The organism is Actinoplanes sp. NPDC049598 (genome assembly GCF_040675435.1).
Lineage (GTDB): Bacteria > Actinomycetota > Actinomycetes > Mycobacteriales > Micromonosporaceae > Actinoplanes.
In genome coordinates this window covers 1-20779 of record NZ_JBFAOX010000051.1, presented here as the reverse complement: position 1 = coordinate 20779, position 20779 = coordinate 1, and the positions used below count along the sequence as shown (strand labels likewise).

Sequence of the window (20779 nt, the reverse complement as noted above, 5' to 3'; positions counted from 1 at the left end):
GCGCGGACCTTGGCCGGCGGCGGCTGGGTCGGCCCGCTGGATCAGTCGGCCCTGGAGTAAAGCCGGGACACGACGCCGTGTGACAGCAGAAGTGAGCGGGAGACGGCCCCCGTGAGAGACCGAGGGCTGTTGTTTAGAACCAGGGGCTGGCCTCGAGGCGGCCGGTGTTGCCGAGGTCCATCGAGTACTGCAGCGGAACGAGCTGGCGGGTGCTGGTCTCGGACGGGGCGACGGCCAGCGTCGTGCCGGTGTCGGAGTAGCCGCCGACGTTGGTGACGGTGTTGCGCCAGGACAGGACGGAGCGGGCCGAGGCGCCGGGCTTCAGGACGAGGCGTTTCGGAGCGGGGGTGTAATGCACGCTGGGCTCGACGGAGATGTCCAGCGGCCGGCCATCCTTGCCGAGCACGACGATGTCGGGGCGGCCCTGCACGGCGTACGGCTTGGAGCCGCAGTTGCGGATGATCAGGCTCATCTCGCGGTAGCCCATGGCCGCGTCGCCGCGGGTGGCCGAGATGAGCACGCCGGTCAGGTCGCAGGCGGCCGCCGCCTCGATCGCGACCGGGGGCGTGGGGACGACCGTTGGCGGCGCCGTAGCCGGCGGGACCGCGATGCTGGGGGTGGGGGCGAGGCCGTTGGTGGCCTGCCACGGCTTTGTGCACGCGGCCAGCAGCGGCACGGCCAGCAGCGGGAGGAACCGACGGAGCGTCATCCGGTGGCCGCCAGGAAGTCGGAGTAGAACAGGCCCAGACCGGCGGCCACGCAGACGCCGGCCACGATCCAGAAGCGGACCACGATGTTGACCTCGCTCCAGCCGGCCAGCTCGAAGTGGTGGTGCAGGGGCACCATGCGGAAGACACGCCGGCCGGTGGTGCGGTACGAGACGATCTGGATCACCCAGGTCACCGTGATGAGGACGAAGAGCCCGCCGATCAGGACCGAGAGCAGGGTGGTGCGGGTGGCCACGGCGAGCCCGCCGATCAGGCCGCCGAGGGAGAGCGAGCCCACGTCACCCATGAAGATCCGGGCCGGGGACGTGTTCCACCACAGGAAGCCCACGCAGGCGGCGGCCGCGGCGGCGGCGATCATGGCGATGTCGAGGGGGTCGCGGACCTGGTAGCAGTAGTCGTTGGCCCGGGCGTACGCCTCGTCGGCGCACCAGTGCCGGTACTGCCAGAAGCCGATCAGGGCGTACGCGCCGAGGACCAGGACCGACGCGCCGGTGGCCAGGCCGTCGAGGCCGTCGGTCAGGTTCACGCCGTTGGACATCGCGGTGATCACGAAGACGAAGACGATGACCGAGCCGACCTTGCCCACGTCGAGCCAGCTGATGTCGCGGATGAGCGAGATGTGCTCGCTGGCCACGGTCTGGCCGTTGGTGCTGGCCACGTAGAGCGCGGCGATGCCGAACCCGCTGCCCACGAGCGCCTGGCCGAGCAGCTTGCCCTTGGCGCTCAGCCCGTCGGAGTTGCGCCGGCGCACCTTGAGCAGGTCGTCCAGGAAGCCGACGACACCGCAGAAGACGAACAACCCCAGCAGGACCAGGGCCGTCATGGTCGGCCCCTCCTGCGCGATCTGCCGGTCAGGCAGGGTGGTCAGGGCGAAATGCCCGGCGACGTACGCGAAGACGGTCGCCACCACGAACGTGACGCCGCCCATCGTGGGAGTGCCGGTCTTGCCCGCGTTGCTGGCCAGCCCCAGGCCGCCGCGGATCGGCTGGCCGGCCTTGAGCGCGGTGAACACGCGGATCGCGATCGGCGTGCCGAGCAGCGAGATGATGAACGCGACGGCGGCCGCGACGATGACCGCTCTCACGGGCGGGCCGGTCGGTAGGAATCGATCACGGGTCCAGAGCTTGCCACCCGGCGGCAAGTCACCGCCGGGCGAACAGGCCCCGGGTGGGAACGGAATAGATCTGGACCGGGCGTACGCCGTGCCGCCGCAGCACGGTGTTGGCGGCCATCGCGGCCGACGCCGCCGACCGTTCCATCAGGGCGCACGGGAACGGCATGCGCACCCAGTCGCCGGCCAGCAGCAGCCCGTCGGCGGCGGTGACCACGCCGGGCCGGGTGGCGTCGCTGCCCACGTCGAACGCCGGGGCGTCGTAGCCGATCCGGCAGTCGGTGACCAGCGGGCGCAACCCGGCCGTCTCCGGCCACAGGCCGCCCAGCTGGGACCACATGTCGCGGGCGGCCGTGGGCGCGTCGATGCCGGCGTCGGCCGCGTAGGCGTGCAGCTCGACCACCGCTCCCCCGGTGCGCCGCGCCCATTGGGCCGCGCCCCGCTCGACGCGGTGGAACAGGCTCACCGAGTCCAGCAGCGGCTCGCGGGCGACGCTGCTGAAGACGGCCCGGTCACCGGCCACGTCCTTGTCGGTCCAGACGCGGCTCACCGCGTACGGCGCCGTGGTCTTGATCGTGGCCATGTCGCTCGCCAGCCGCGGCGGGAGGCCGGCCGAGGCGGCGACGATGTCGCGGGCCGCTTTCGGATCGGTGGCCAGCACCACGTGGTCCGCCTTGAGCTGGGCGCCCCCGGCCAGGGTGACCGTCCAGCCCGGTTCGATCCGGTCGACGTCGGCGCCGGTACGGATGTCGGCGCCCAGCGCCCGCAGCCGGTCGGTCAGCGGGTTCCAGATGGCGGACTGGTAGTCGTCGTCGGGCGCGTCGAAGTCCAGGCCCTCGGCGTTGCGCAGGAAGTAGAAGTGGAACTGCATGATCATCTCGGCCGCCGACATCTCGGCCGCGTGGTTGAAGAACGAGTGGGCGAACACGTCGAACAGCAGCGCCCGGGCCCGCTCGGGCATGGCCAGGCGGTCGAGGAAGTCGGCCGCGGGCATGTCGTCGAACTCCCGGTACGTCCGGTCCCGCGAGTACTGCAGCAGCGCGAGCGTGGTTGGTCCGTCGACGTCGCGCATCTCGCGCGTACGCAGGCTGGCCGAACGCGCCATCAGCGCGAGCAGGTTCCACGGCGGCTTGCCGGGCAGCCCGCCGAAGTCCTCCGCGGGCCAGCGGCGCGACACCACGGGGTAGGACTTGGCCGGTCGCAGGAAGGACAGGGAGGGGTCGATCCGGCGCAGGATGTGGCGCCAGTTGTAGTACTGCCGGAAGAACGCGTGGAAGCCGTGGCCGACCATCTGGGTCGAGCCGTCGGCCAGCCGCATGGGCCAGGCCGAGAGCCGCCCGCCCAGCCGCTTGTCGCGTTCGAGCAGGGTCACCGCGACGCCGCGCTCGGCCAGCAGCAGCGCGGCGGTCATGCCGGCGATGCCACCCCCGACCACGACAGTACGGACGGGGTGGCCGGCGGTGCGCGGCAGCGAGCGGTCGACGCGCACGAGGCGTCGGGCATGGCGGCTTGTCATACGGGGATCTTTCCCTGGCACGTAGGACCTATACCGGCTCGGCGTAAACGACGACGTTGTGGCTGTACACCCCGTGGTGGAAGGTGCCGCCGCAGGTCACCAGGGCGAGGCGGGGCGCGGTGTCATCGCGGAACAGGTCGGCCGGCAGACGCTGCTTGCTGTAACTGCGACGGGCAACGGCCTTGTACGCCACGACGCGGTCGCCCGCCCGCAGCTGGATGGTCGCGCCCAGGGGCAGCGTCTCGAGCCGGAACAGGGCGCCCGGCCCGTCCGCGGCGGTGTCGACGTGCCCGGCGACCAGCACGGTCCCCCGCGGCGAGCCCGGCGTCGCCGAGCCGATCCACCAGCCGAGCTGCGCGGGGTTGTCCGGGACGGCCAGCGATCGGTCGGCATTGACGCCCACGGCAGTGACCGGAGCGTCCACTCGTAGGCCACCGATCTTGACGCGGGTCGGCGGGGCCCAGGCCGGCGGGGCCGGCGCGGCCGAGGCACGGCCGGGAACCGGGGAGGCCGAGCCCTTGCTGGGGACCGGGGAGGGCGAGCCGCTGCCGGGGACCGGGGAGGCGGGCGCGGCCGCGGACGCCGGCGCGGCGACCGAGACGGGCACGGCCCCGGCGTCGGCGGGTGGCCGGCCCGACTGCACCGCCAGCACGATCCCGGCGACCACGGCCGACAGGCCGGCGGCGAGGGCGGTCAAGCCCGCCGCGCGCCGGCCGTCGAGGTGATTTCGGATCATGCCTGAGCGGTCCGGCGGCGCCGGAGCAGCACCACCGCGGCCACGGTGAGCAGGACCCCGAAGGCGATCAGGCCCACCACCGGAGCGGTGAAGGTCCGCGCCGCGGCCTCGCCACCGGTTCCGGTGTCGATGCCGCCCGGCACGCCGAGGGCCCGGCCCGCGTTGTTCAGCAGCTCGTGGTGGGAGGCGATGACCGGCGCCGCGGCCTGCGCGTTCTTCTTGGCGGCGGCGTCGCTGCCCTGGGCGATCTCCTTCTCGCCGTTGGCCATGGCGGCCATGTGCGCGTCCATCTGCGTCGAGACGAACAGGGTGTCGAAGGCGTCACCCGAGGTCTGCTGGTACTTCGCGGCCAGCGCCTGCTGCTTCTCGTTGGGGGCCGCCGGCAGGTCCACGCCGAGCTGGCTCGCGGTCTGCTGAACGGCCGCGTCGAGCTTGGTGTGGTCGGCCACGAACCGGGCGCCGAGGTCCTTGACCTGCTGGCTCTGCCCCTTCTGCTGGGCCAGCTTTCCGCCGGAGATCTCAGCCAGGTTGGACTGGTGGGCCGCCTTCAGATATGCCGCGTCCTGATCGGAGGGCGCGGCCTGGGCTGCGGTGGCGGGCAGCAGGAGAAGTCCCGCGACACCGATGGCGGCAGCGACTCGCTTGATGAACATTGACGGGTTCCTCTCGTTGGGAGCGAGGGGCGGATACCCGTCAATCGACGCACTAACCGACGCAACTTCAATTAATTCTGGGACGGCGAGCGACGATGATCGCGTGGGTGTCCGGCCAGTCCAGAGGCCGGCCGTCGGTGTCGGTCAGGGACGCGACCGGGGCGATCCGGTTGTCCACCACCCAGTCGTTGCGCAGCGGATGCGAGGCCGGGTCGACGTCGAAGCCGGCCTCGGCCAGCAGCTCGGCCCAGTCGTCGAAACAGAGGCCGCAGAACTGCTCCCGGGTCTCGGACAGCCAGTTGTCGGTGTAGTCCTTGCGCGTGAGGAAGTCCATGGCCGAGCCGAGCTCGAGGCGCACCGTCGTTCCGCCGGCCGGCTGGTAGCCGAACGGAAACGCGAAATCGTGCGCGAACTGGTCGAGCCGGGCCCGCGTGGACAGCCCGTCCACGTACGCCGCCACCTCGGCCGACGACAGCTCGGCCAGATCGGTCCGCGGCTTGTCCGGGTTGTCGCCGTCGTCGTCCCGCAGGGTCAGGAGCACCTCGCGCGTCCGGCCGGCCGGGCCGCAGACGTCGCTGTTGATCCAGACGCCGCCGGGCACGGTGTGGTCGTGGATGCGGCGGGCGAACCGCAGCAGCGACTCGCGCCTCGACCCGTACGACCAGATCTCGTGGGTCAGCGCGAACGTCAGGGTCGTGTCGACGGAGCGGTCCGGCAGCACCGCCCCGCCCAGCACGTTGCGCTGGTAGAAGTAGACGTTGGCGTTGCGGAACACGCCCTGCGCCTTCTTGTGCACGCACTCCTGGTACAGATGCCGGGCCACCTCGACGCCGATCAGGTCGCTCTCGTGCAGGGCGTCGTCCCGGTCGGCCAGCTCGAGCACGGCACCGGCCCCGCAGCCGATGTCGACGATGCGGCCGGGCTGCACGTACTGCCGCACGGCGGACCACTTGCGCTCGGCCGCCGCCGCGAACGCCTCGACGTAGGTGCGGTAGTCGCGGGTGGCGGTCAGCCCGCCCTCGTCCCCCACCACCGGGTCGTTGACCACGGTCCGGACCACCTCGGTGAGCCGGTAGCGGTCGAAGACGTCGACGGTGGCCGGGTGGGCGAGCTCGCGCCACGACTCGTCACCCGCCGCGAGACGCAGAAGCACATGCCAAGGACCCGGCGGTACGGAGGTGAGCGCCGGATCCGCTTCGACGGGGGCGATGTCGTAGCCCAGCTCGGAGTAGAGGGCGGCCACCTGTGGGGTGGAGCAGGCGACCAGGGTGTTGTCCGGGGTGAGCTCGAGCCCGGTCGCGACCGTGACGGTCTTGAGGGTGACCTGCGCGAACCGGTCGGTCGGGGCGGTGTCGAAGACCGGCACGGCCAGCGAGCGCAGCCCGGTGAGCACGCTGAACCGCTCGATGGCGGCCTCCCGGCGGTGGTACGGGACCGGGTTGCGCTTGGTGTTCTCGTGGTTGGCCGAGGTCACCGCCCACACGATCGTGGCCGCGCCGTCGCCGGCCAGCCGCCGGAGGTAATCGGCCTGGAAGCGCGTCAACAGGTGATGACGCCCGGGAAAGAGCACGTAGGGCGCGGTCATGACCGTTGATCATAAGGACCTGCACCTTTATTGCTCCGTGAGCCCGCACACGTCACGGGAGCCGCTGCCGATGATTCCGCTGTCGCAATCAGCCGCATCGGAGGTGCAGGATGAAGTCTCAGGACGCCGGGTCCTTCGAGCCGCGCCAGCTCGCGGTGGCCAACTACCGCTCCGCGGTGGCTGATGTGATCGATGTGCTGGAACTGACGGCTGATGTCTGCCAAGCGCCGATGGCCGCCCTCAAGGTGGCCGACCAGGGCCTGGCCCACTTCGCCGCCACCTGGGGCATCCAGGCCGCGGTGGACGTGCCCAAGTCACGGTCGCTGTGCGACATGGTCTCCACCGCGCACGACACCATGGTGCTCGACGACGCGCCGCACGATCCCCGGGTGGCCGACCACCCGCTGGTCTCCGGGGCCGCCCACGTCAACTTCATCGCCGCCGCCCCGCTCTACCACGAGGGGCACATCGTCGGCGCGCTGTGCGTCTTCGACAACGAGCGGCGCGGGCTGGACGCCGCCACCACCCGCCGCTACCTGGAGCGGCTGGCCCGCCGGGTCGACACCGAGACCGCCCTGCGCCACCACCTGCGGGCGTGGTCGCCGCTGAGCCTGTCGGCCCGCGACGACGTCGTCACCACGATCTCCCACGAGCTGCGCACCCCGCTGGCCGCCATCCAGGGCTACGCCGAGATGCTGGCCGAGATGCCCGGCGCCCACGTGGCCCGGGCCGAGGCGATCGGCCGCAACGCGCGCCGGCTCGGCCGCACCGTCGACACCCTGCTGCGGGCCACCAACCAGCAGTCGCACGAGCCGATCGGCGACCCCTGCGCGATCGACCTGACGTCGCTGATCGCGACCGCGGCGGCCGCCTTCGGCCCGGCCGCGGACCGGCTCGTCGTCGAGGCCCCGGCCCGGCCGGTCTCGGTCAGCGGCGACCCGCGCCTGCTCGAGGTGGCGATCGGGCACCTGCTCAGCAACGCGCTCGGCTTCAGCGCCCCCGAGGAGCCGGTGACCGTCACGATCCACGGCGGCGTCCGGCCCTCGCTGGAAGTCCGCGACCGCGGCGCCGGCCTGGACGCGACCGAGCTGGGCGAGCTCGGCACCCCGTTCTTCCGCGGCCGCGACGCCCGCCGTCGCGAGGCCCCCGGCCTGGGCCTGGGCCTGTCGGTGGCCCGGCGCATCCTGGACGCCCAGGGCGCCGAGCTCAGCTTCGTCAGCCCCGCCGGCGGCGGCCTGACGGCCCGCGTCCTCTTCCCCGCGGCCGCCTAGCCGGCCGGGCGGTCCGATTCCGCACGCGGGAACGGCCGTACTCGGCAAGGGCGTGAAAGGCGGCCTTGGGCGTCCACGAGCCGTCCGGCCGCACCCGCACGATTCCCCGCGCGGCCAGGTCGTAGTCGTGCCCCGAATCCTCCGTGGTGGGGAGGTGCCTGTTCGCGAAGGTGTACACGAACGCCGCCGCCACACCGCCGGCCTCGTAGTCGCGCAGCAGGTCGACGATGTAGCGCGCTTGGCCGTCCTCGTCGCGCTCCAGCTCCGCCGTCAGCTCCACAGCCCGGCCGCGCTCGTCGTAGGTCACCGGTTCCAGCCCGCCGGCCACGTCGGCCGCGCCGCGGAACGTGCAGCAGCCGAACTCGGTCGCGGCGTACGGCTTGCCCTGTCCCACCGCCGTCGCCAGGCTCTGCGGGAACGCCGCGGCATTGGTGGCGTCGCGGTAGCCGGCGTCGCTGGCGATGATGTCGAACGGCGCCCAGTCGACGTCCTCGAGCGGGATCGAGGCGTATCCGACGGGACCGCCGAACCGCTCACGCACGGCGGGCACCGCCTCGGCGAGGAAGTCGCGCACCGCGGCCCGGGCCGCCGGGACGGCCGCCCTCATCCGCATCGGATCGGCGAACAGCGCCATCCGCTCGGCCAGATCACGGCCGGGCAGGAACCCGTCGGTGAACATCGAGATCTCGGAACCGGTGAGATACACGACCGAGGCGCCGTCGCGGCGCAGCCGTTCCGCCCGCTCGGCGCCGTCGAGCACGAACGCCATGAGCCCGTCACGGTCCAGACCGTTGGTGAACGGGCAGTACCACACCTCGAGCCCGGCCTCGGCCGCCAGCCGCGCGGTCAGCTCCAGCCGGTCCTGGACCCCGCCGGTGATCCGGACCGCGTCGCAGTGCAGCTCCTCGCGGACGACCCGCAGATCTGTCCGCACGATCGCGGGGTCGAACGGCTCGTGAGTGGTCGATCCGCCGCTCACGAAGCCGGTGTCGTAATTCATGCCGAACAGGCGCATGGATGCCCTCCTTAAGGTACGACGCGTACCCTATAAGGTACGTGGCGTACCGTACAGGACGTGGGCACGAGGCGCCGGGGCGAAGAGCTGGAACAGGCGATCCTGCGCGCCGCGGCCGACGAGTTGCGCGAGTCCGGATACGCCGGGATGACGATGGACCGGGTCGCCGCCCGCGCCGGCACCAACAAGAACGCCCTCTACCGGCGGTGGCCGCACCGGGCGGCCCTGGGGATCGCGGCCTACCGGCACCTGACCGACGCCGCCATGCCGGAGCCCGACACGGGCGCCCTCCGCAGCGACGCCCTCGAGATGCTCCGGCGGGCCAACGAGACCTGGTCGTCGCCGTACGGAGCGGTCCTGCGCAGTCTGCTCGCCGCCGCGGCCGACGACCCGGAGCTGCTCACCCTGATGCGCGAACGGTCCGGCACGGACACCATGGACCGCGCCTGGCTCGTGATGCTGGAGCGAGCCGTGGCCCGCGACGAGGCGCCGGCGGAAGCCCTCCGCCTCCGGGTGGCGACGACACCGATGATGCTGCTCCGCGCGGAGTACGCCATGCGCGGCATCCCCTCGGTCCCGGACGAGGTGCTGGCCGAGATCGTCGACGAGGTGTTCCTGCCGCTGGTCCGCGGCCACGGCCTCACGGAGCCGGGCGGCCGCCGGGGAGGCGGCCGCCGGGCTTGACGATCAGAAGTTGTACCACTGCTGGTTGGTCCCGTAATGGCAGGCCCGGGCCGCGATGACGGCCGATCCGCCGAACGGCGCGTCCAGGCAGGCGCCGGTGCCGGCGTAGCTGATCAGGACGTTGCCCGGCCCCCGGTAGGCGATCTTCCAGGTCTGGTTCTGCGCGCCGTCGCACCAGCTGACGATCAGGTGGTCGGAGCTCCGGCTCGGCTGCTCCAGGCACATGTTGGTCTGGCCGACGTAGAGAGTCAGCTTGTAGGTGTTCTGGCTGGAGTTGACCGGCACGAACAGCCACTCGTAGCTGTAGTCGCACTCGCCCAGGACCGGCACGTTGGCCGAGCTGTTGTAGTCGACGCAGTAGTAGTCGTTGTAGGCGCTCGACAGGTACATCGGGGTCAGCACGGCCTGGGCCGGCGCGGGTGGAGGGGGCGCTGGTGGCCACGATCGTGGCCGAGGTGAGCGACGCGCCGGGGGCGCTGCCGCTGGCCGCGCACGCGTTGCAGGAGGCCTGGCACCGGCGCCAAGGGGCGATGGTGACACTGGCCGGCTATCGGGCGGCGGGTGGGGTGGCCGGCGCCGTGGCCCGCACGGCCGAGCAGGCGTACGAGCGGTTGTTCCGAGCCCGACCGGAAGGCCGCGCGGCGGGTGCTGTTGCGGATGGTCGACGCGGGCGACGACGGGCTGATCACCCGGCGGCGGCTGAGCCGGGCCGAGCTGGACGCTATCGGATCGGCCCCCGTGGTGATCGAGGCGTTCGCCGCCGCCCGGCTGGTCACCACCGACGCCCACGGAGCCGAGATCGCGCACGAGGCGCTGATCGGCGCATGGCCGCGGCTGCGGGGCTGGGTCGACGAGAGCCGGGCCGGGTTGCGGCTGCACCGCCAGCTGACCGAGGCGGCGGCGGTCTGGACCGCGCTCGGCCGCGACGAGGGCGCGCTTTACCGGGGGCAGCGGTTGTCGAGCACCGTGGAGGCGTCCGAGGCCGGGATCATCGACCCGGCCGGCGCGGAGCGGGAGTTCCTCGAGGCCGGGCGCGCCCTACGGGACCGCGAGGCCCGGTCCCGCCGGCGGCGTACGCACGGGTTGTTCGCCGGTCTCGTCGCGGTGCTGACCGTGGTCTCGGTGCTGGCGGTGGTCGCGATCGCGTCGGCCCGGCGGGCCGGGTCCGAACGGGACCGGGCCGTGGCCCGGGAGCTGGCGGCCGGGGCCCGGGCCGAGCGGATGACCGATCCGGAGCTGGCGCTGCTGCTCGCGCGGCGGGCGTACGGGCTGCACCCGGACGCCGAGACCGAGGGGGTGCTGCGCCAGAGCGCGGCCGACGCGCACTCGGTCCGCACGATGCCCGGGCACGGGAGCGAGATCTCCGCCCTGGCCGTGCACGGCTCCCAGGTGGCCAGCGCCGACCTGGGCGGTGTGATCAAGCTGTGGGACGAGACGGGCCGGACACCGCCGAGCACCGCGCCGGTGTCCGGGGGCGACCTCGCTTTCGGCCCGGACGGGAACGTCGGTGACCTCGACTTCGGCCTGGGCGGGCGACTGGTCCTGGCCGCCGACGACGGCACCGTCCGGGTCTGGGACGTCGGCGGCACGGCCCCGCCGGTGGTGATCCGGCAGTCCGCCGAGAGCTTCCCCGGCTCGGTCGCGGTCAGCCCGGACGGCCGCCGGATCGCCGTCGGCGGCTTCGGGAAGGTCTCGGTCTGGCCGGCCGGTGGGCGGGGCGCGCCGGAGGAGTACCGCGGCCCGGAGTTCTATTACGACAGCGTGGCCTTCAGCCCGGACGGGCGCCGGCTCGCCGCCGGCACCCAGGAACGGACCGTCCGGATCTGGGACGGCGCCGATTACACCCACGGTCTGGCCCTGCGCGGTCACCGCGGCGCCGTACGGGCCCTGGCCTTCAGCCCCGACGGGCGCCGGCTGATGTCCGGCAGCGACGACAAGACCGTACGCGTGTGGGACACCACCGCCGTGCCGGACCGGGTGACCCTGCCCGTGCCGCCGGGCTCGGCGGTGCTCGGCGACGACGGCAGCGTCACCGTCGCGGCTACGCGATCCGGCACGATCGCCGCCTTCCCCACCCGGCAGCCGGGCCGGACGACGACGCTGGCCCGGGCCCCGGCGGGCGGCCCGCTGGAGCTCGCCGTCAGCCGGGACGGGCGTACCCTGGCCGCGGCGGCCACCGACAGCGAGAAGATCTATTGGTGGCGTCCCGAGCCGGCCGTGCTCGACTGCCCGCGCCGGCCGGACAGGACGCTGACCAGCAACAGGGTCGCCCTGAGCGACGATGGCACGATGCTGGCCGTCGACTGCGGAGACAGCGAGGACGGGATCCACGTCTGGCGGGCCGGCTCGCCCGGGGCCGCCGCCCGGTTCGACGGCGGCGGGCCGATCGCGGTCAGCCGGGCGGGCACCTCCGGGTCTGGGCCGTGGACCGGGGCGGCGATCCGGTCGTGCTCACCGGCACCGTGGGGCAGACGACCGCGATCGGCTTCAGCCCGGACGGCTCGCCGATCGCCGGGGTGGGCAGCGACGACGTCGTACGCGTGTGGAAGACGGCCGGCGGCGAACCCCTCACCTTCGACCTGCCGAGCGGGGCCCGCCAGATCGTCTTCGACGCCACCGGGGAGCAGCTGATCACCTTGAACGGCTCGATCGTCCGCTTCCTGCCGTGCCCGGTGTGCGGGCCGGTCGCCGACGTGCTCACCCTGGCCGAGCAGCGCACCACCCGCGACTTCACGCCGCAGGAGCGCGCCCAGTATCTGCGCGGTCCCGCGGCGTGAGAGCCGGGGTCACTTCAGGCCGAAGGCCCTGGTGATCGTCTGCTCGACCTTGTTGCCGTGCGCGTCGGTCGCGCCGGCCCGGAGCGTGACGTGCTGGGCCTTCTTCGGGGCCCGCAGGTCCGTGGTCCAGCCGTCCTTGGTCGTGCGCAGGCGCTGGGCCGTCCAGGTCGCCCCGTCGTCGTAGGACACCGCGAGGGTGGCCGACCTGGCGTTCGGGGCGCCGGGCAGCGCCGCCGGGCTGACCGTGATCTCGGCCGAGCGGGAGGCCCGGTGCGAGATGTCGGTGTCGACCTTGTAGTCGAGCTGGACCAGCGGCAGGCGCGCCGTCCGGGCGTCGGAGACGAAGTCCCAGACCGTACGGGTGCTGACCGAATACGGGTAGCTGGCCGCGTCCCGCTTGGTCGTGGCCACGATCCGGTACGGCAGGCGCTTCGGGCTCAACCCGGTGTTCGTGTCGATCCAGTTGTACGTGTTCTGCTCGAGCACCGTCCTGCCCTGCGAGAGGGTCGCGGTCATCTCGCCGCCGTCCGGGAAGGCCACGCCGGCGTGGTTGGCACCGGAGTCGCCCCAGCCCGGGATCTCGGCCACGATCCGGTCGCCGTCGCGGCGGGGCAGCGTGACCGCCTCGTTGATCCGGGGCCGCTGGATCGCGCCCAGCCAGGTCTCGGAGGTCCGGCTGCCCGGCTTGTACTTCTGGTCGCCGCCGAGCTGGAACGAGTACCAGTCGTCCATGTCGGTCGACCACGTGATGTCGTCCTGCGCGGTGATCCAGTCGGTGCGGAACCGGCCGGAGGTCATCAGCAGGGTCGAGCCGACCTTCACCGGCAGGTCGGGGTTCTTGTCGAAGCGCTTCTCGGAGATCTCCCGGCTCGAGGTGCTCTGGAAGTCGACGTCGACCCGGGCCAGCTCCCGCTCGGACGGGCGGTAGGTGAGCGACTTCGGTGTCCCGTTCGGCCAGTACCGGACCAGGTCGTACAGGTAGTCGGTGCTCGGGTCGGAGACGGCGCGCAGGCTCACCCGGCCCTGGGCCAGCTGCGCGATCAGCTTGTCGCCGCCGTCCTTGGTCAGCGACACCACGGCCAGCTTGGTCTTGTGGGTGGCGTCGAAGTAGCGCCCGGGTTCGTTGTTGACGACCGCGAGCACCGCCGCCCCGGCCTTCTCGGCCGCCGCCACCTGGTCGTCGAGGTCGTCACGGCGTACCACCGCGATCTTGTCCTTGACGTTGACCTGGGCGAAGTCGGCCGTGGTGCCGGTCCCGGCGAAGACCGCCTCGATCTTGCGATCGCCCTCGGCGGGCGGAGTCGAACCGGGCAGCAGGATCAGATCGTCGTACTTCATGCCCGAGTTCTCGATCGACAGGACCGGCTCGATCTTGCGCCAGCGGGCGGTCACCGACATCTTGCCGTCGCGCGCCTTCTGGCCCGGAGTGACCCAGATGCTGTCGTAGTAGCGGTTCAGGATGTACGCGTCGGTGGCCTCGGCCGTGGCGCCCAGCTCGCGGTGGTAATCGAGGCGGACCTCGGTGTCGGCCGAGACCTTGGGCGTGATCGCCTGGACCTCGCGGGTGGTGGCGGCCTTCAGCTCGACGGCAGTGTTCTTCTCGACGACCACCGTGGGCGCGCTGACCAGGGCCAGACCGCGCGAGTCGGGGCCGTGACCGCCCTGGACGTCGCCCCACATCCACACCGCGTACTTGCCGTCGGGCACGAGCACGTCGATCGGGCGGCCGTCCTGGGTGAGGAAGTTGTAGTAGGCGCCGGCCGGGTCGCCCTCGCGCAGCATCAGGATCTCGCCGGGCATCGGCTCGCCGTTGCGGCCGGTGGGCGTGATGGTCAGGTGCCGCGGCTGGTCCTCGGTGCTGATCCCGACGAGCGTGTCGGCCACCTTGCTGCCGCCGGCGGTGGCGACGACCGTGCCGGTGTAGCGGCCCTTGTCCTGGGTGCTGCCCAGCTTCGCGGTGACGGTGACCGTGGCGGTGCTGCCGGCCGGGACGGTCACCCGTGACGCCGAGAGCGTGAGCAGGCTCGGCCCGTCCAGCCTGAGGTCCAGGTCGACGGCCGTACCGCCGGTGTTGGTGTAGGTGATCGGCTTCTCTACCGTGCCGGTCGGCTCGTCGGAGAGCGGGTGGATGCCCAGGTACGCGGTGGCCGACGCGAACACGGTGGCCTTGGTGGTGGCGGCGATGTCGAGCCGGCCGCTGCCTGCCTCGTAGGCGCTGTAGTCGGGGGTTTCCCTGGCCGTGCTGACCAGCGCGTCCTTGAGCTGCGGGCCGGTCCAGCCGGGGTGCTGGGCGGCCAGCAGGACGGCCGCGCCGGCCACGTGCGGCGTGGCCATCGAGGTGCCACTCATCGTCTGATAGAAGCCCTCGCCCTCACTGGCGTACTGCGAGCGGGCGGCCAGGATGCCGACGCCGGGCGCGGTGATCTCCGGCTTGAGGGCGCCGTCGATCGCGCGCGGGCCCCGGCTGGAGAAGTCGGCGAGGTGGTCCTCGGCGTCGACCGCGCCCACGGTCAGGGCGGCGTCGGCCGCGCCGGGCGACCCGACGGTCGTCTCGGCCGGGCCGCTGTTGCCGGCCGCGATGACGAACAGGGCGCCGGTCTCGGCGCTGAGCTCGTTCACGGCCGCGCTCATCGGGTCGGTGCCGTCGGTCGGGTCGCCGCCCAGGCTCATGCTGATGACCTTGGCCTTGCGCTCCCGGGCGGCCCACTCCATGCCGCTGATGATCCAGGAGTCCTGGCCGGAGCCGCCGTTGTCGAGCACCTTGCCGATCTCCAGATCGGCCCCCGGCGCGACTCCGCGCTCCTTGCCCCCGGACGCGGCGCCGGTGCCGGCGATGGTGGAGGCCACGTGCGTACCGTGCCCGTGCCCGTCGGTGACGTCCTCGCCGGGCACGAAGCTGGCGGTCGACTCGATCCGACCGGCCAGGTCCGGGTGCCCGGCGTCGACGCCGGTATCGAGCACGGCGACGTCGACGCCCTCACCGGTGTTGCCGCCGGCCCAGACTTCCGGGGCACCGATCTGGTCCACGCTGTCGGCCAGCGCGGCATGCACCTTGCCGTCCAGCCACACCTTGGTGATGCCGTGCCCGAAGACCGGCGCGCTGGTCGCCTTCCGCGCCTCGGCGGTCGGGGCCACACCGGTCAGCGAGGACCAGAAGTCCACGGCCCGGCTGCGGTCCGTGCTCAGCGCGCGGCCGTCGATGCTCGGCAGGGCCCGCACCTCGGTGCTCGCCTCGGGCAGGGCGCCTTTCTGCTGGCGGGCCGCCGTGTTCTGGTAGCCGACGATGACCGGCAGCCGGTCGGTCCGGGCGTCGCCGTAGCCCTCGCGGAGCAGGTACGTGATGTTGAACAGCCGCTTGTCCAACCGGCCGGTGGCCACGTACGGCTTGGCGCTGTCGGGGTAGACGTATGTGTCCGGGCCGACGGTCGTGATGTGGGCGCCGACCGGCCCGCCGTCCGGCCCCGCGACCGTGACGACGCCGGGCCGCACGGTCACCTTGTCCCCGGTGATCAACGTGATCGTGGTCCTTTTGTCGGGGACTTTGTCAGCCCCGGCGTGGGCGGCCGCCGGCGGGGTCACCGCCAGCGTGGCCGCGGCCGCGACGATGAGCGGCACGGACCGGCCGATGAAGGAATGCGTCAACGGAACACCTCGACTCGATCAGAGGCCTGAAGTGCTGGTGACGCTACAAGCAGCCCGATCGATGTGATCCCGGTTGATCTTGCCCGTTAATACGCTGGAAACCGAATGCGTGGACGGCCGAAACAAGGGTCGTCCGTTCGGCTGTCGATGGCCGCCACAAAAATCCATTACGGTCGATCAGACGCCCAGGGGAGGTCCGATGCGCATCCGCCGGCATCTCGCTGTTCTGATGTCCGCCGTTCTGGCCGGGACGGCGGTGAGCTCGCCCGCCGCGGCCGGCAGTCAACTGCCCGGACGGCACTCGTTGCGGGCGCCGGTCTCCGACGAGAACTTCTACTTCGTGATGGCCGACCGGTTCGCCAACGGCAGCACCGCCAACGACCAGGGCGGGCTCGGCGCCGATCCGCTGGTCTCCGGGTTCGACCCGACCCGCAAGGGCTTCTACAACGGCGGCGACCTGGCCGGGCTGCGCCAGCGGCTCGACTACATCCAGGGTCTCGGCACCACGTCGATCTGGCTGACGCCCAGCTTCAAGAACAAGGCCGTGCAGCTCGAGGACGGGCCGTCGGCCGGCTACCACGGGTACTGGATCACCGACTTCACCCAGATCGACCCGCACCTGGGCACCAACGCCGAGCTGCGGTCGCTGGTCGACGCGGCCCACGCCCGGGGCATGAAGGTCTACTTCGACATCATCACCAACCACACCGCGGATGTCATCGGCTACCAGTCGGGCGCGCGTCAGCCGTACATCTCCAAAGATGTCGTGCCGTATCGCGACGCCGCGGGCAGGCCGTTCGACGACCGCGACCACCGGCCCTTCCCGGCCCTCGACCCCGCGACCTCGTTCCCCTATGTCCCCGTGCTGGACCCGGCCGAGAAGAACCTGAAGGTGCCGGCCTGGCTGAACGACGTCACGCTCTACCACAACCGCGGCGACACCACGTTCACCGGCGAGAACTCGCTCTACGGCGACTTCTTCGGGCTCGACGATCTGTTCACCGAGAACCCGCGTGTGGTCAAGGGCATGACCGAGGTGTACGAGTCGTGGATCGCCGGGTTCGGCATCGACGGCTTCCGGATCGACACGATGAAGCACGTCAACGACGAGTTCTGGCAGAAGTTCGGCCCCGACGTGCTGTCGTTCGCCCGCAAGCACGGCAAGCCCGAGTTCTTCATGTTCGGCGAGGTCTTCGACACCTCCCGCAGCTTCACCTCCCAGTTCACCACCCGCGACCGCATGCAGGCGGTGCTCGACTTCCCGTTCCAGGACGCGGCCCGCAACTTCGCCTCCCGCGGGCAACCGGCGGCCGCGCTCGGCTCGTTCTTCGCCGCCGACGACTGGTACACCGACGCCGACTCGAACGTCTACCAGCTGCCGACCTTCCTCGGTAACCACGACATGGGCCGGATCGGCTCCTTCGTGGTCGGCGACAACCCCGGCGCCGGCGACGCCGAGTGGCTGGCCCGCGACCGGCTCGCCCACGAGCTGATGTACTTCGCCCGCGGCAACCCGGTCGTCTACTACGGCGACGAACAGGGCTTCACCGGCCCCGGCGGCGACCAGGACGCCCGGCAGACGATGTTCGCCAGCCGCGTCCCCGACTACCTGGACGACGATCTGCTCGGCAGTACGGCCACCCACGCGCAGGACAACTTCGTGGCCGGCCATCCGCTCTACCGGGACATCGCCGCGCTGGCTTCCTTGACCCGCCGCCATCCGGCGCTGCGCGACGGCGCCTTCCAGCACCGCTACGCCTCCGCTGACGCCGGAATCTACGCATTCTCCCGCTCCTCCGACCGTGAATACGTGGTCGCGCTCAACAACAGCGAGCAGGCGCGCACAGCCGCCATACCGACCTACTTCTCCAGGGGCAACTTCCAGCGGCTGTACGGGTCGGGGCCGTCCACAGTCACCTCGGCGGCCGACCGGCGGATCACCGTCACCGTGCCGCCGCTGTCCACGGTCGTGTACGCCTCGACCGGCCGCATCCCCACGTCCAAGGCCGCGCCGGCGGTGTCGCTCGGCGCGCTGACCCCGGCCGCCGGGCGCATCCAGGTCCCGGCCACGGTCGCCGGTTCCTCGTTCGCCGAGGTCACCTTCTACGCGCGGTCCGGCCACGGCCGCTGGACGCCCATCGGCACCGACGACAACGCCCCCTACCAGGTCTTCCACGACGTGTCCGGCCTGCGCCCGGGAACGCCGGTGGAGTACCGGGCCGTGGTCCTGGACAACGCCGGGCACACGGGCACGAGCACGACCCGTACGGCCCGGGTCCCGGCCCCTTCCTTGACCATCGAGGCCCCGGCCGAGGGCGCCAACGTCCGCGGCACCGTCGAGGTCCGAGCCGTCGCCGACCCGGAAAGGTCAACCCACGTCGTCCGCTTCGAACGCAGCATCGCCGGCGCCGCCTGGACCCCGATCGGCCGGGACAGCTCGTCCCCCGCGTACACGGTCTTCGACAACCTGACCCCGCTCAACCTGCCCGCCGGCACCCAGATCCGCTACCGCGCCATCCTCAACGAGGGCAGCACCGCCCTCCGCACGGTCCGCTACGCGGGCCCCCCGCTGACCACGGCCACCGTGCACTACCAGCGCCCGGCCGGCGACTACACCGGCTGGGGCCTGCACCTGTGGGGCGACGCGGTAGACCCGGCCACCCTGGCCCAGATCGCGTGGGACAAACCGTGGCCCCCCACCCGCATCGAAAACGGCTGGGCCACCTACGAGATCCCCCTGACCGACGACACCAAGCCCGTCAATTTCATCCTCCACCAGCCCAACGGCGACACAGTGCCCACTACTCGTGAGCCCGGCGGCGACCGCTCCTTCACCCCGATAGACCACCCCCAGATCTGGCTCAAACAGGGCGACCCCACCGTCTACACGACAGCCCCCCAGTAGCCCCTGCCCCACGGACCGGTCGCCCACATCAACTGTCTGGAACGCCACGACTGGCCGTTCCTGACCACCCTGCTGGACCCCGATGTCGTCTACGGGATGCCCAGACCCGCTAACGCATCCGCGGCCGCCTACCTGACCTTCAACACCGACTACCCCAGCGACCGGCACCTCCGCCTCCGCCGCATCGTCGCCGACGGATCCACAGCCGCCCTGCTGCTCGACGTCCAGGTCGGCGCCGAGCGACAGGACGCCTGCGTCTGGCTGGACGTCTCCGCGGAAGGTCTGATCACCAGGATCGCCGACTACCGGCCCGAGCCCTACGAACCACCCACGGGTCGAGAACACCTGGTGGAACGCTACGGTCTTCCCGGTCAATCGGGCTGGACGGCGGACCGATTCCGGCTGCCATGACGGCCGAACTTGTGCACTTATCCGCCATCGGATGTCCGGCCGAGGGGTGTTCAGCTGATCCGCTCATGAGCAAGGCGTTAGCCTCCGGCGATGCATAACAAGACAATGTGCGGGATCATTCTCGGCCTCGCATTAGCTCTCGCGGGCTGTTCCAGCACCGACAGCGGCAATACGGCGGAAGCGCCGGCCACCGCTGCCCCACTGACCACGGCGCCGGTTTCGACCCAACCGAGTCCGGCGACGACCGCTGCGACGACAGTTGCGGCGACCGCTGCGACGACCACGAAGGCAAAGGTGGCCCCGACGACAGTGGCCCCGGCGAAGGTCAAGGTGCCCAACGGTGTCGGGCTCGACTACCAGTCGGCGCAGGACCGGTGGCGGGCGGCGGGATTGCATGTCGCGCCGGCTGTCGACGCGACCGGCGCCAACCGGCTCCCGGTGATCGACGCCAACTGGGTGGTCGTCTCGCAGAATCTGAAGGCGGGCACCACGGTGGCCGCGGACTCGTTCATCACCGCGACGGTCAAGAAGTACTCCGACGGGTGATCCGCGCCGTCTATCGCTTGTGGGCGCGGTATTCACGCATCAGCGCGATGATCCTCTCGCGGTCGCGGGGACCGTTCAACTGCGCCAGCAGCTCGGCGGGGTACAGCTCGTACGACTCGCCCCACCAGCGCCCGGCCTTAATGTCCCAGATCCGGTAGCCGCCGGGGACGCCTCGAGCGACGTACCTCCGCTTCGTCATGTCCGTCCCCCTCGGCCGACGTCGGCGGCTTGCGCTAGACGGCCAGTCGGAGCACGGGCCATCGATCGAGCCAGCCCTTGGTCTCCACGCGCCGTTTCACCGTCGCTCGGCCCACCGCGTCGTCGAAGGCCGGAGAGGGGCGGACAACCATTCCTACCAGGTCGTCGACCCCATGGCAGGTCACCAGGTGAACCGAGTCGCCCCGCAAGGTCACCGCGACGCACGTTGCCGTCTCCGGCCAGCGCGACACCGCGTCCAGCGTGGACGTGTACGGATCGTCGCCGTTGCGCAGATGCATCCGTGCCTGATTACGAATCTCCCACGGCACCCCGGGAAGGATCGTTCTGGCTTGCGCTTCGGCCCGCTCATCCGCACCAGGGTCCGGCCGCTCCGGGTCGAAGTAGGCGACATCCACGTCGCGCGGCGGCACAGCCGGAAGCCCGCTGATCGCATCCCAAACGCGGTTACGAACGAAACCGGCACCGATCCACCAGTCCGGCAGCCCGAGGCCGGCCGCAGCCCGCAGAATGCTCATCGCCTCGGCGTCTGACTCGACAACACCCACAATGCCCTGCGCGTTCATGCCCACCCAAGGACCCTAGACCAGAGCAGGCACCACGCCGCCGCCCACGACAGGACGCTCCTGCTGCGCAGCGGTCCCGGCGGGGCCCGGCGCGTCGCAGGCCAGGGCACACGAGGACCACCTAGCAGGAAACGCTGCTCGATAGCAGACACGGTCCTCGGCCGCGGTCGGTGCCACCAGGGAAGCTCTCGATCATAGTGTGCATGTGACCGACTTCCGCGATCATCACGCCTGGTGCCCGTACGGAAACCCGCCGACGGGCCGACGGCTCGACCTGGCCACCGATCATGGGGCCTTTCCGGTCTGGTTCTGGGGTCCGCTAGGGACTGTGTCACGAGAGGTGTTTCCGGCCCGACACGCCAGGCTGAAGACCTGGCGGGATGGGCACCGTGAGTGATGACATCGAACGTTATGAGT

The 20779-nt window shown here is 71.6% G+C and carries 18 protein-coding genes and 1 pseudogene; 8 read left to right on the top strand and 11 right to left on the bottom strand.

Features of this window, described 5'->3' with window-relative positions; all coding sequences use genetic code 11:
* Nucleotides 1-133 precede the first annotated feature (133 nt).
* The 6 genes from AB0J66_RS49075 to AB0J66_RS49050 form a co-directional block, all read right to left on the bottom strand.
* Nucleotides 134-709 (bottom strand): DUF4232 domain-containing protein, encoded by a 576-nt coding sequence (locus tag AB0J66_RS49075; protein WP_364676257.1) that lies wholly within the window; start codon nt 707-709, stop codon nt 134-136.
* Nucleotides 706-1812 (bottom strand): phospho-N-acetylmuramoyl-pentapeptide-transferase, encoded by a 1107-nt coding sequence (mraY, locus tag AB0J66_RS49070; protein WP_364676255.1) that lies wholly within the window; start codon nt 1810-1812, stop codon nt 706-708. The genes AB0J66_RS49075 and mraY overlap by 4 nt, the downstream gene beginning before the upstream one ends.
* Before the next feature lie 58 nt (nt 1813-1870).
* Nucleotides 1871-3355, bottom strand: coding sequence for an FAD-dependent oxidoreductase (locus tag AB0J66_RS49065; protein ID WP_364676252.1), 1485 nt, complete (start codon nt 3353-3355; stop codon nt 1871-1873).
* Between the two features lie 28 nt (nt 3356-3383).
* Nucleotides 3384-4091 carry a class F sortase gene (locus AB0J66_RS49060; RefSeq protein ID WP_364676249.1) on the bottom strand — a complete coding sequence of 236 codons (708 nt, stop codon included), beginning with the start codon at nt 4089-4091 and terminating at the stop codon, nt 3384-3386.
* Nucleotides 4088-4744, bottom strand: coding sequence for a DUF4142 domain-containing protein (locus tag AB0J66_RS49055; RefSeq protein ID WP_364676246.1), 657 nt, complete (start codon nt 4742-4744; stop codon nt 4088-4090). The genes AB0J66_RS49060 and AB0J66_RS49055 overlap by 4 nt, the downstream gene beginning before the upstream one ends.
* A gap of 67 nt (nt 4745-4811) precedes the next feature.
* A complete protein-coding gene (locus AB0J66_RS49050; RefSeq protein WP_364676243.1) occupies nt 4812-6329 on the bottom strand; it encodes a class I SAM-dependent methyltransferase in 1518 nt (505 codons plus the stop codon).
* Between the two features lie 110 nt (nt 6330-6439).
* Between AB0J66_RS49050 and AB0J66_RS49045 the strand changes: the two genes are divergently transcribed.
* Nucleotides 6440-7600 carry a GAF domain-containing sensor histidine kinase gene (locus tag AB0J66_RS49045; protein WP_364676240.1) on the top strand — a complete coding sequence of 387 codons (1161 nt, stop codon included), beginning with the start codon at nt 6440-6442 and terminating at the stop codon, nt 7598-7600.
* Here AB0J66_RS49045 and AB0J66_RS49040 read toward each other — a convergent pair.
* A complete protein-coding gene (locus AB0J66_RS49040) occupies nt 7545-8615 on the bottom strand; it encodes a hypothetical protein (protein WP_364676237.1) in 1071 nt (356 codons plus the stop codon). The genes AB0J66_RS49045 and AB0J66_RS49040 overlap by 56 nt on opposite strands.
* Nucleotides 8616-8675: 60 nt before the next feature.
* Here AB0J66_RS49040 and AB0J66_RS49035 point away from each other — a divergent pair, with 60 nt between their 5' ends.
* Nucleotides 8676-9299, top strand: coding sequence for a TetR/AcrR family transcriptional regulator (locus tag AB0J66_RS49035; protein ID WP_364676234.1), 624 nt, complete (start codon nt 8676-8678; stop codon nt 9297-9299).
* A 3-nt stretch (nt 9300-9302) separates the two neighbouring features.
* Here the strand turns inward: AB0J66_RS49035 and AB0J66_RS49030 are convergent, their stop codons facing one another.
* The gene (locus tag AB0J66_RS49030; RefSeq protein WP_364676232.1) at nt 9303-9689 is read right to left on the bottom strand and encodes an RICIN domain-containing protein; all 387 of its coding nucleotides are present in this window, start codon (nt 9687-9689) and stop codon (nt 9303-9305) included.
* Between the two features lie 29 nt (nt 9690-9718).
* Between AB0J66_RS49030 and AB0J66_RS49025 the strand changes: the two are divergent.
* The 3 genes and pseudogenes from AB0J66_RS49025 to AB0J66_RS49015 form a co-directional block, all read left to right on the top strand.
* Nucleotides 9719-9910 (top strand): annotated as a pseudogene (locus AB0J66_RS49025) (hypothetical protein); the annotation flags it as partial.
* Nucleotides 9861-11930: a WD40 repeat domain-containing protein gene (locus AB0J66_RS49020; RefSeq protein WP_364676229.1), complete on the top strand. Its 2070-nt coding sequence runs from the start codon at nt 9861-9863 to the stop codon at nt 11928-11930. The pseudogene AB0J66_RS49025 and the gene AB0J66_RS49020, both read left to right, overlap by 50 nt.
* 5 nt (nt 11931-11935) lie before the next feature.
* The gene (locus AB0J66_RS49015; protein WP_364676227.1) at nt 11936-12076 is read left to right on the top strand and encodes a hypothetical protein; all 141 of its coding nucleotides are present in this window, start codon (nt 11936-11938) and stop codon (nt 12074-12076) included.
* A gap of 9 nt (nt 12077-12085) precedes the next feature.
* Here AB0J66_RS49015 and AB0J66_RS49010 read toward each other — a convergent pair whose 3' ends face one another.
* The gene (locus tag AB0J66_RS49010; RefSeq protein WP_364676225.1) at nt 12086-15718 is read right to left on the bottom strand and encodes a S8 family serine peptidase; all 3633 of its coding nucleotides are present in this window, start codon (nt 15716-15718) and stop codon (nt 12086-12088) included.
* 199 nt (nt 15719-15917) lie between these two features.
* Between AB0J66_RS49010 and AB0J66_RS49005 the strand changes: the two genes are divergently transcribed.
* From AB0J66_RS49005 to AB0J66_RS48995, 3 genes are all read left to right on the top strand, one after another.
* Nucleotides 15918-18623 carry an alpha-amylase family glycosyl hydrolase gene (locus AB0J66_RS49005; protein ID WP_364676223.1) on the top strand — a complete coding sequence of 902 codons (2706 nt, stop codon included), beginning with the start codon at nt 15918-15920 and terminating at the stop codon, nt 18621-18623.
* 3 nt (nt 18624-18626) lie between these two features.
* Complete coding sequence (locus AB0J66_RS49000; protein WP_364676263.1) at nt 18627-19034, top strand: nuclear transport factor 2 family protein; 408 nt, start codon at nt 18627-18629, stop codon at nt 19032-19034.
* Between the two features lie 294 nt (nt 19035-19328).
* Nucleotides 19329-19580 carry a PASTA domain-containing protein gene (locus AB0J66_RS48995; protein WP_364676220.1) on the top strand — a complete coding sequence of 84 codons (252 nt, stop codon included), beginning with the start codon at nt 19329-19331 and terminating at the stop codon, nt 19578-19580.
* A 10-nt stretch (nt 19581-19590) separates the two neighbouring features.
* Here the strand turns inward: AB0J66_RS48995 and AB0J66_RS48990 are convergent, their stop codons facing one another.
* Nucleotides 19591-19779: a hypothetical protein gene (locus AB0J66_RS48990; RefSeq protein WP_364676217.1), complete on the bottom strand. Its 189-nt coding sequence runs from the start codon at nt 19777-19779 to the stop codon at nt 19591-19593.
* A gap of 34 nt (nt 19780-19813) precedes the next feature.
* On the bottom strand, nt 19814-20362 hold the full coding sequence (locus tag AB0J66_RS48985) for a nucleotidyltransferase family protein (protein ID WP_364676260.1): 549 nt from the start codon (nt 20360-20362) through the stop codon (nt 19814-19816).
* Nucleotides 20363-20779: the final 417 nt, after the last annotated feature.

Excerpts from the sequence above, each read along its gene's own strand:
- AB0J66_RS49065 (WP_364676252.1), bottom strand. The coding sequence starts at position 3,355 with ATGACAAGCCGCCATGCCCGACGCCTCGTGCGCGTCGACCGCTCGCTG.
- AB0J66_RS48990 (WP_364676217.1), bottom strand. The coding sequence starts at position 19,779 with ATGACGAAGCGGAGGTACGTCGCTCGAGGCGTCCCCGGCGGCTACCGG.
- AB0J66_RS49055 (WP_364676246.1), bottom strand. The coding sequence starts at position 4,744 with ATGTTCATCAAGCGAGTCGCTGCCGCCATCGGTGTCGCGGGACTTCTC.
- AB0J66_RS49045 (WP_364676240.1), top strand. The coding sequence starts at position 6,440 with ATGAAGTCTCAGGACGCCGGGTCCTTCGAGCCGCGCCAGCTCGCGGTG.
- AB0J66_RS49050 (WP_364676243.1), bottom strand. The coding sequence starts at position 6,329 with ATGACCGCGCCCTACGTGCTCTTTCCCGGGCGTCATCACCTGTTGACG.
- AB0J66_RS49075 (WP_364676257.1), bottom strand. The coding sequence starts at position 709 with ATGACGCTCCGTCGGTTCCTCCCGCTGCTGGCCGTGCCGCTGCTGGCC.
- AB0J66_RS49040 (WP_364676237.1), bottom strand. The coding sequence starts at position 8,615 with ATGCGCCTGTTCGGCATGAATTACGACACCGGCTTCGTGAGCGGCGGA.
- AB0J66_RS49060 (WP_364676249.1), bottom strand. The coding sequence starts at position 4,091 with ATGATCCGAAATCACCTCGACGGCCGGCGCGCGGCGGGCTTGACCGCC.
- AB0J66_RS49030 (WP_364676232.1), bottom strand. The coding sequence starts at position 9,689 with ATGTACCTGTCGAGCGCCTACAACGACTACTACTGCGTCGACTACAAC.
- AB0J66_RS49005 (WP_364676223.1), top strand. The coding sequence starts at position 15,918 with ATGCGCATCCGCCGGCATCTCGCTGTTCTGATGTCCGCCGTTCTGGCC.
- AB0J66_RS48985 (WP_364676260.1), bottom strand. The coding sequence starts at position 20,362 with ATGAACGCGCAGGGCATTGTGGGTGTTGTCGAGTCAGACGCCGAGGCG.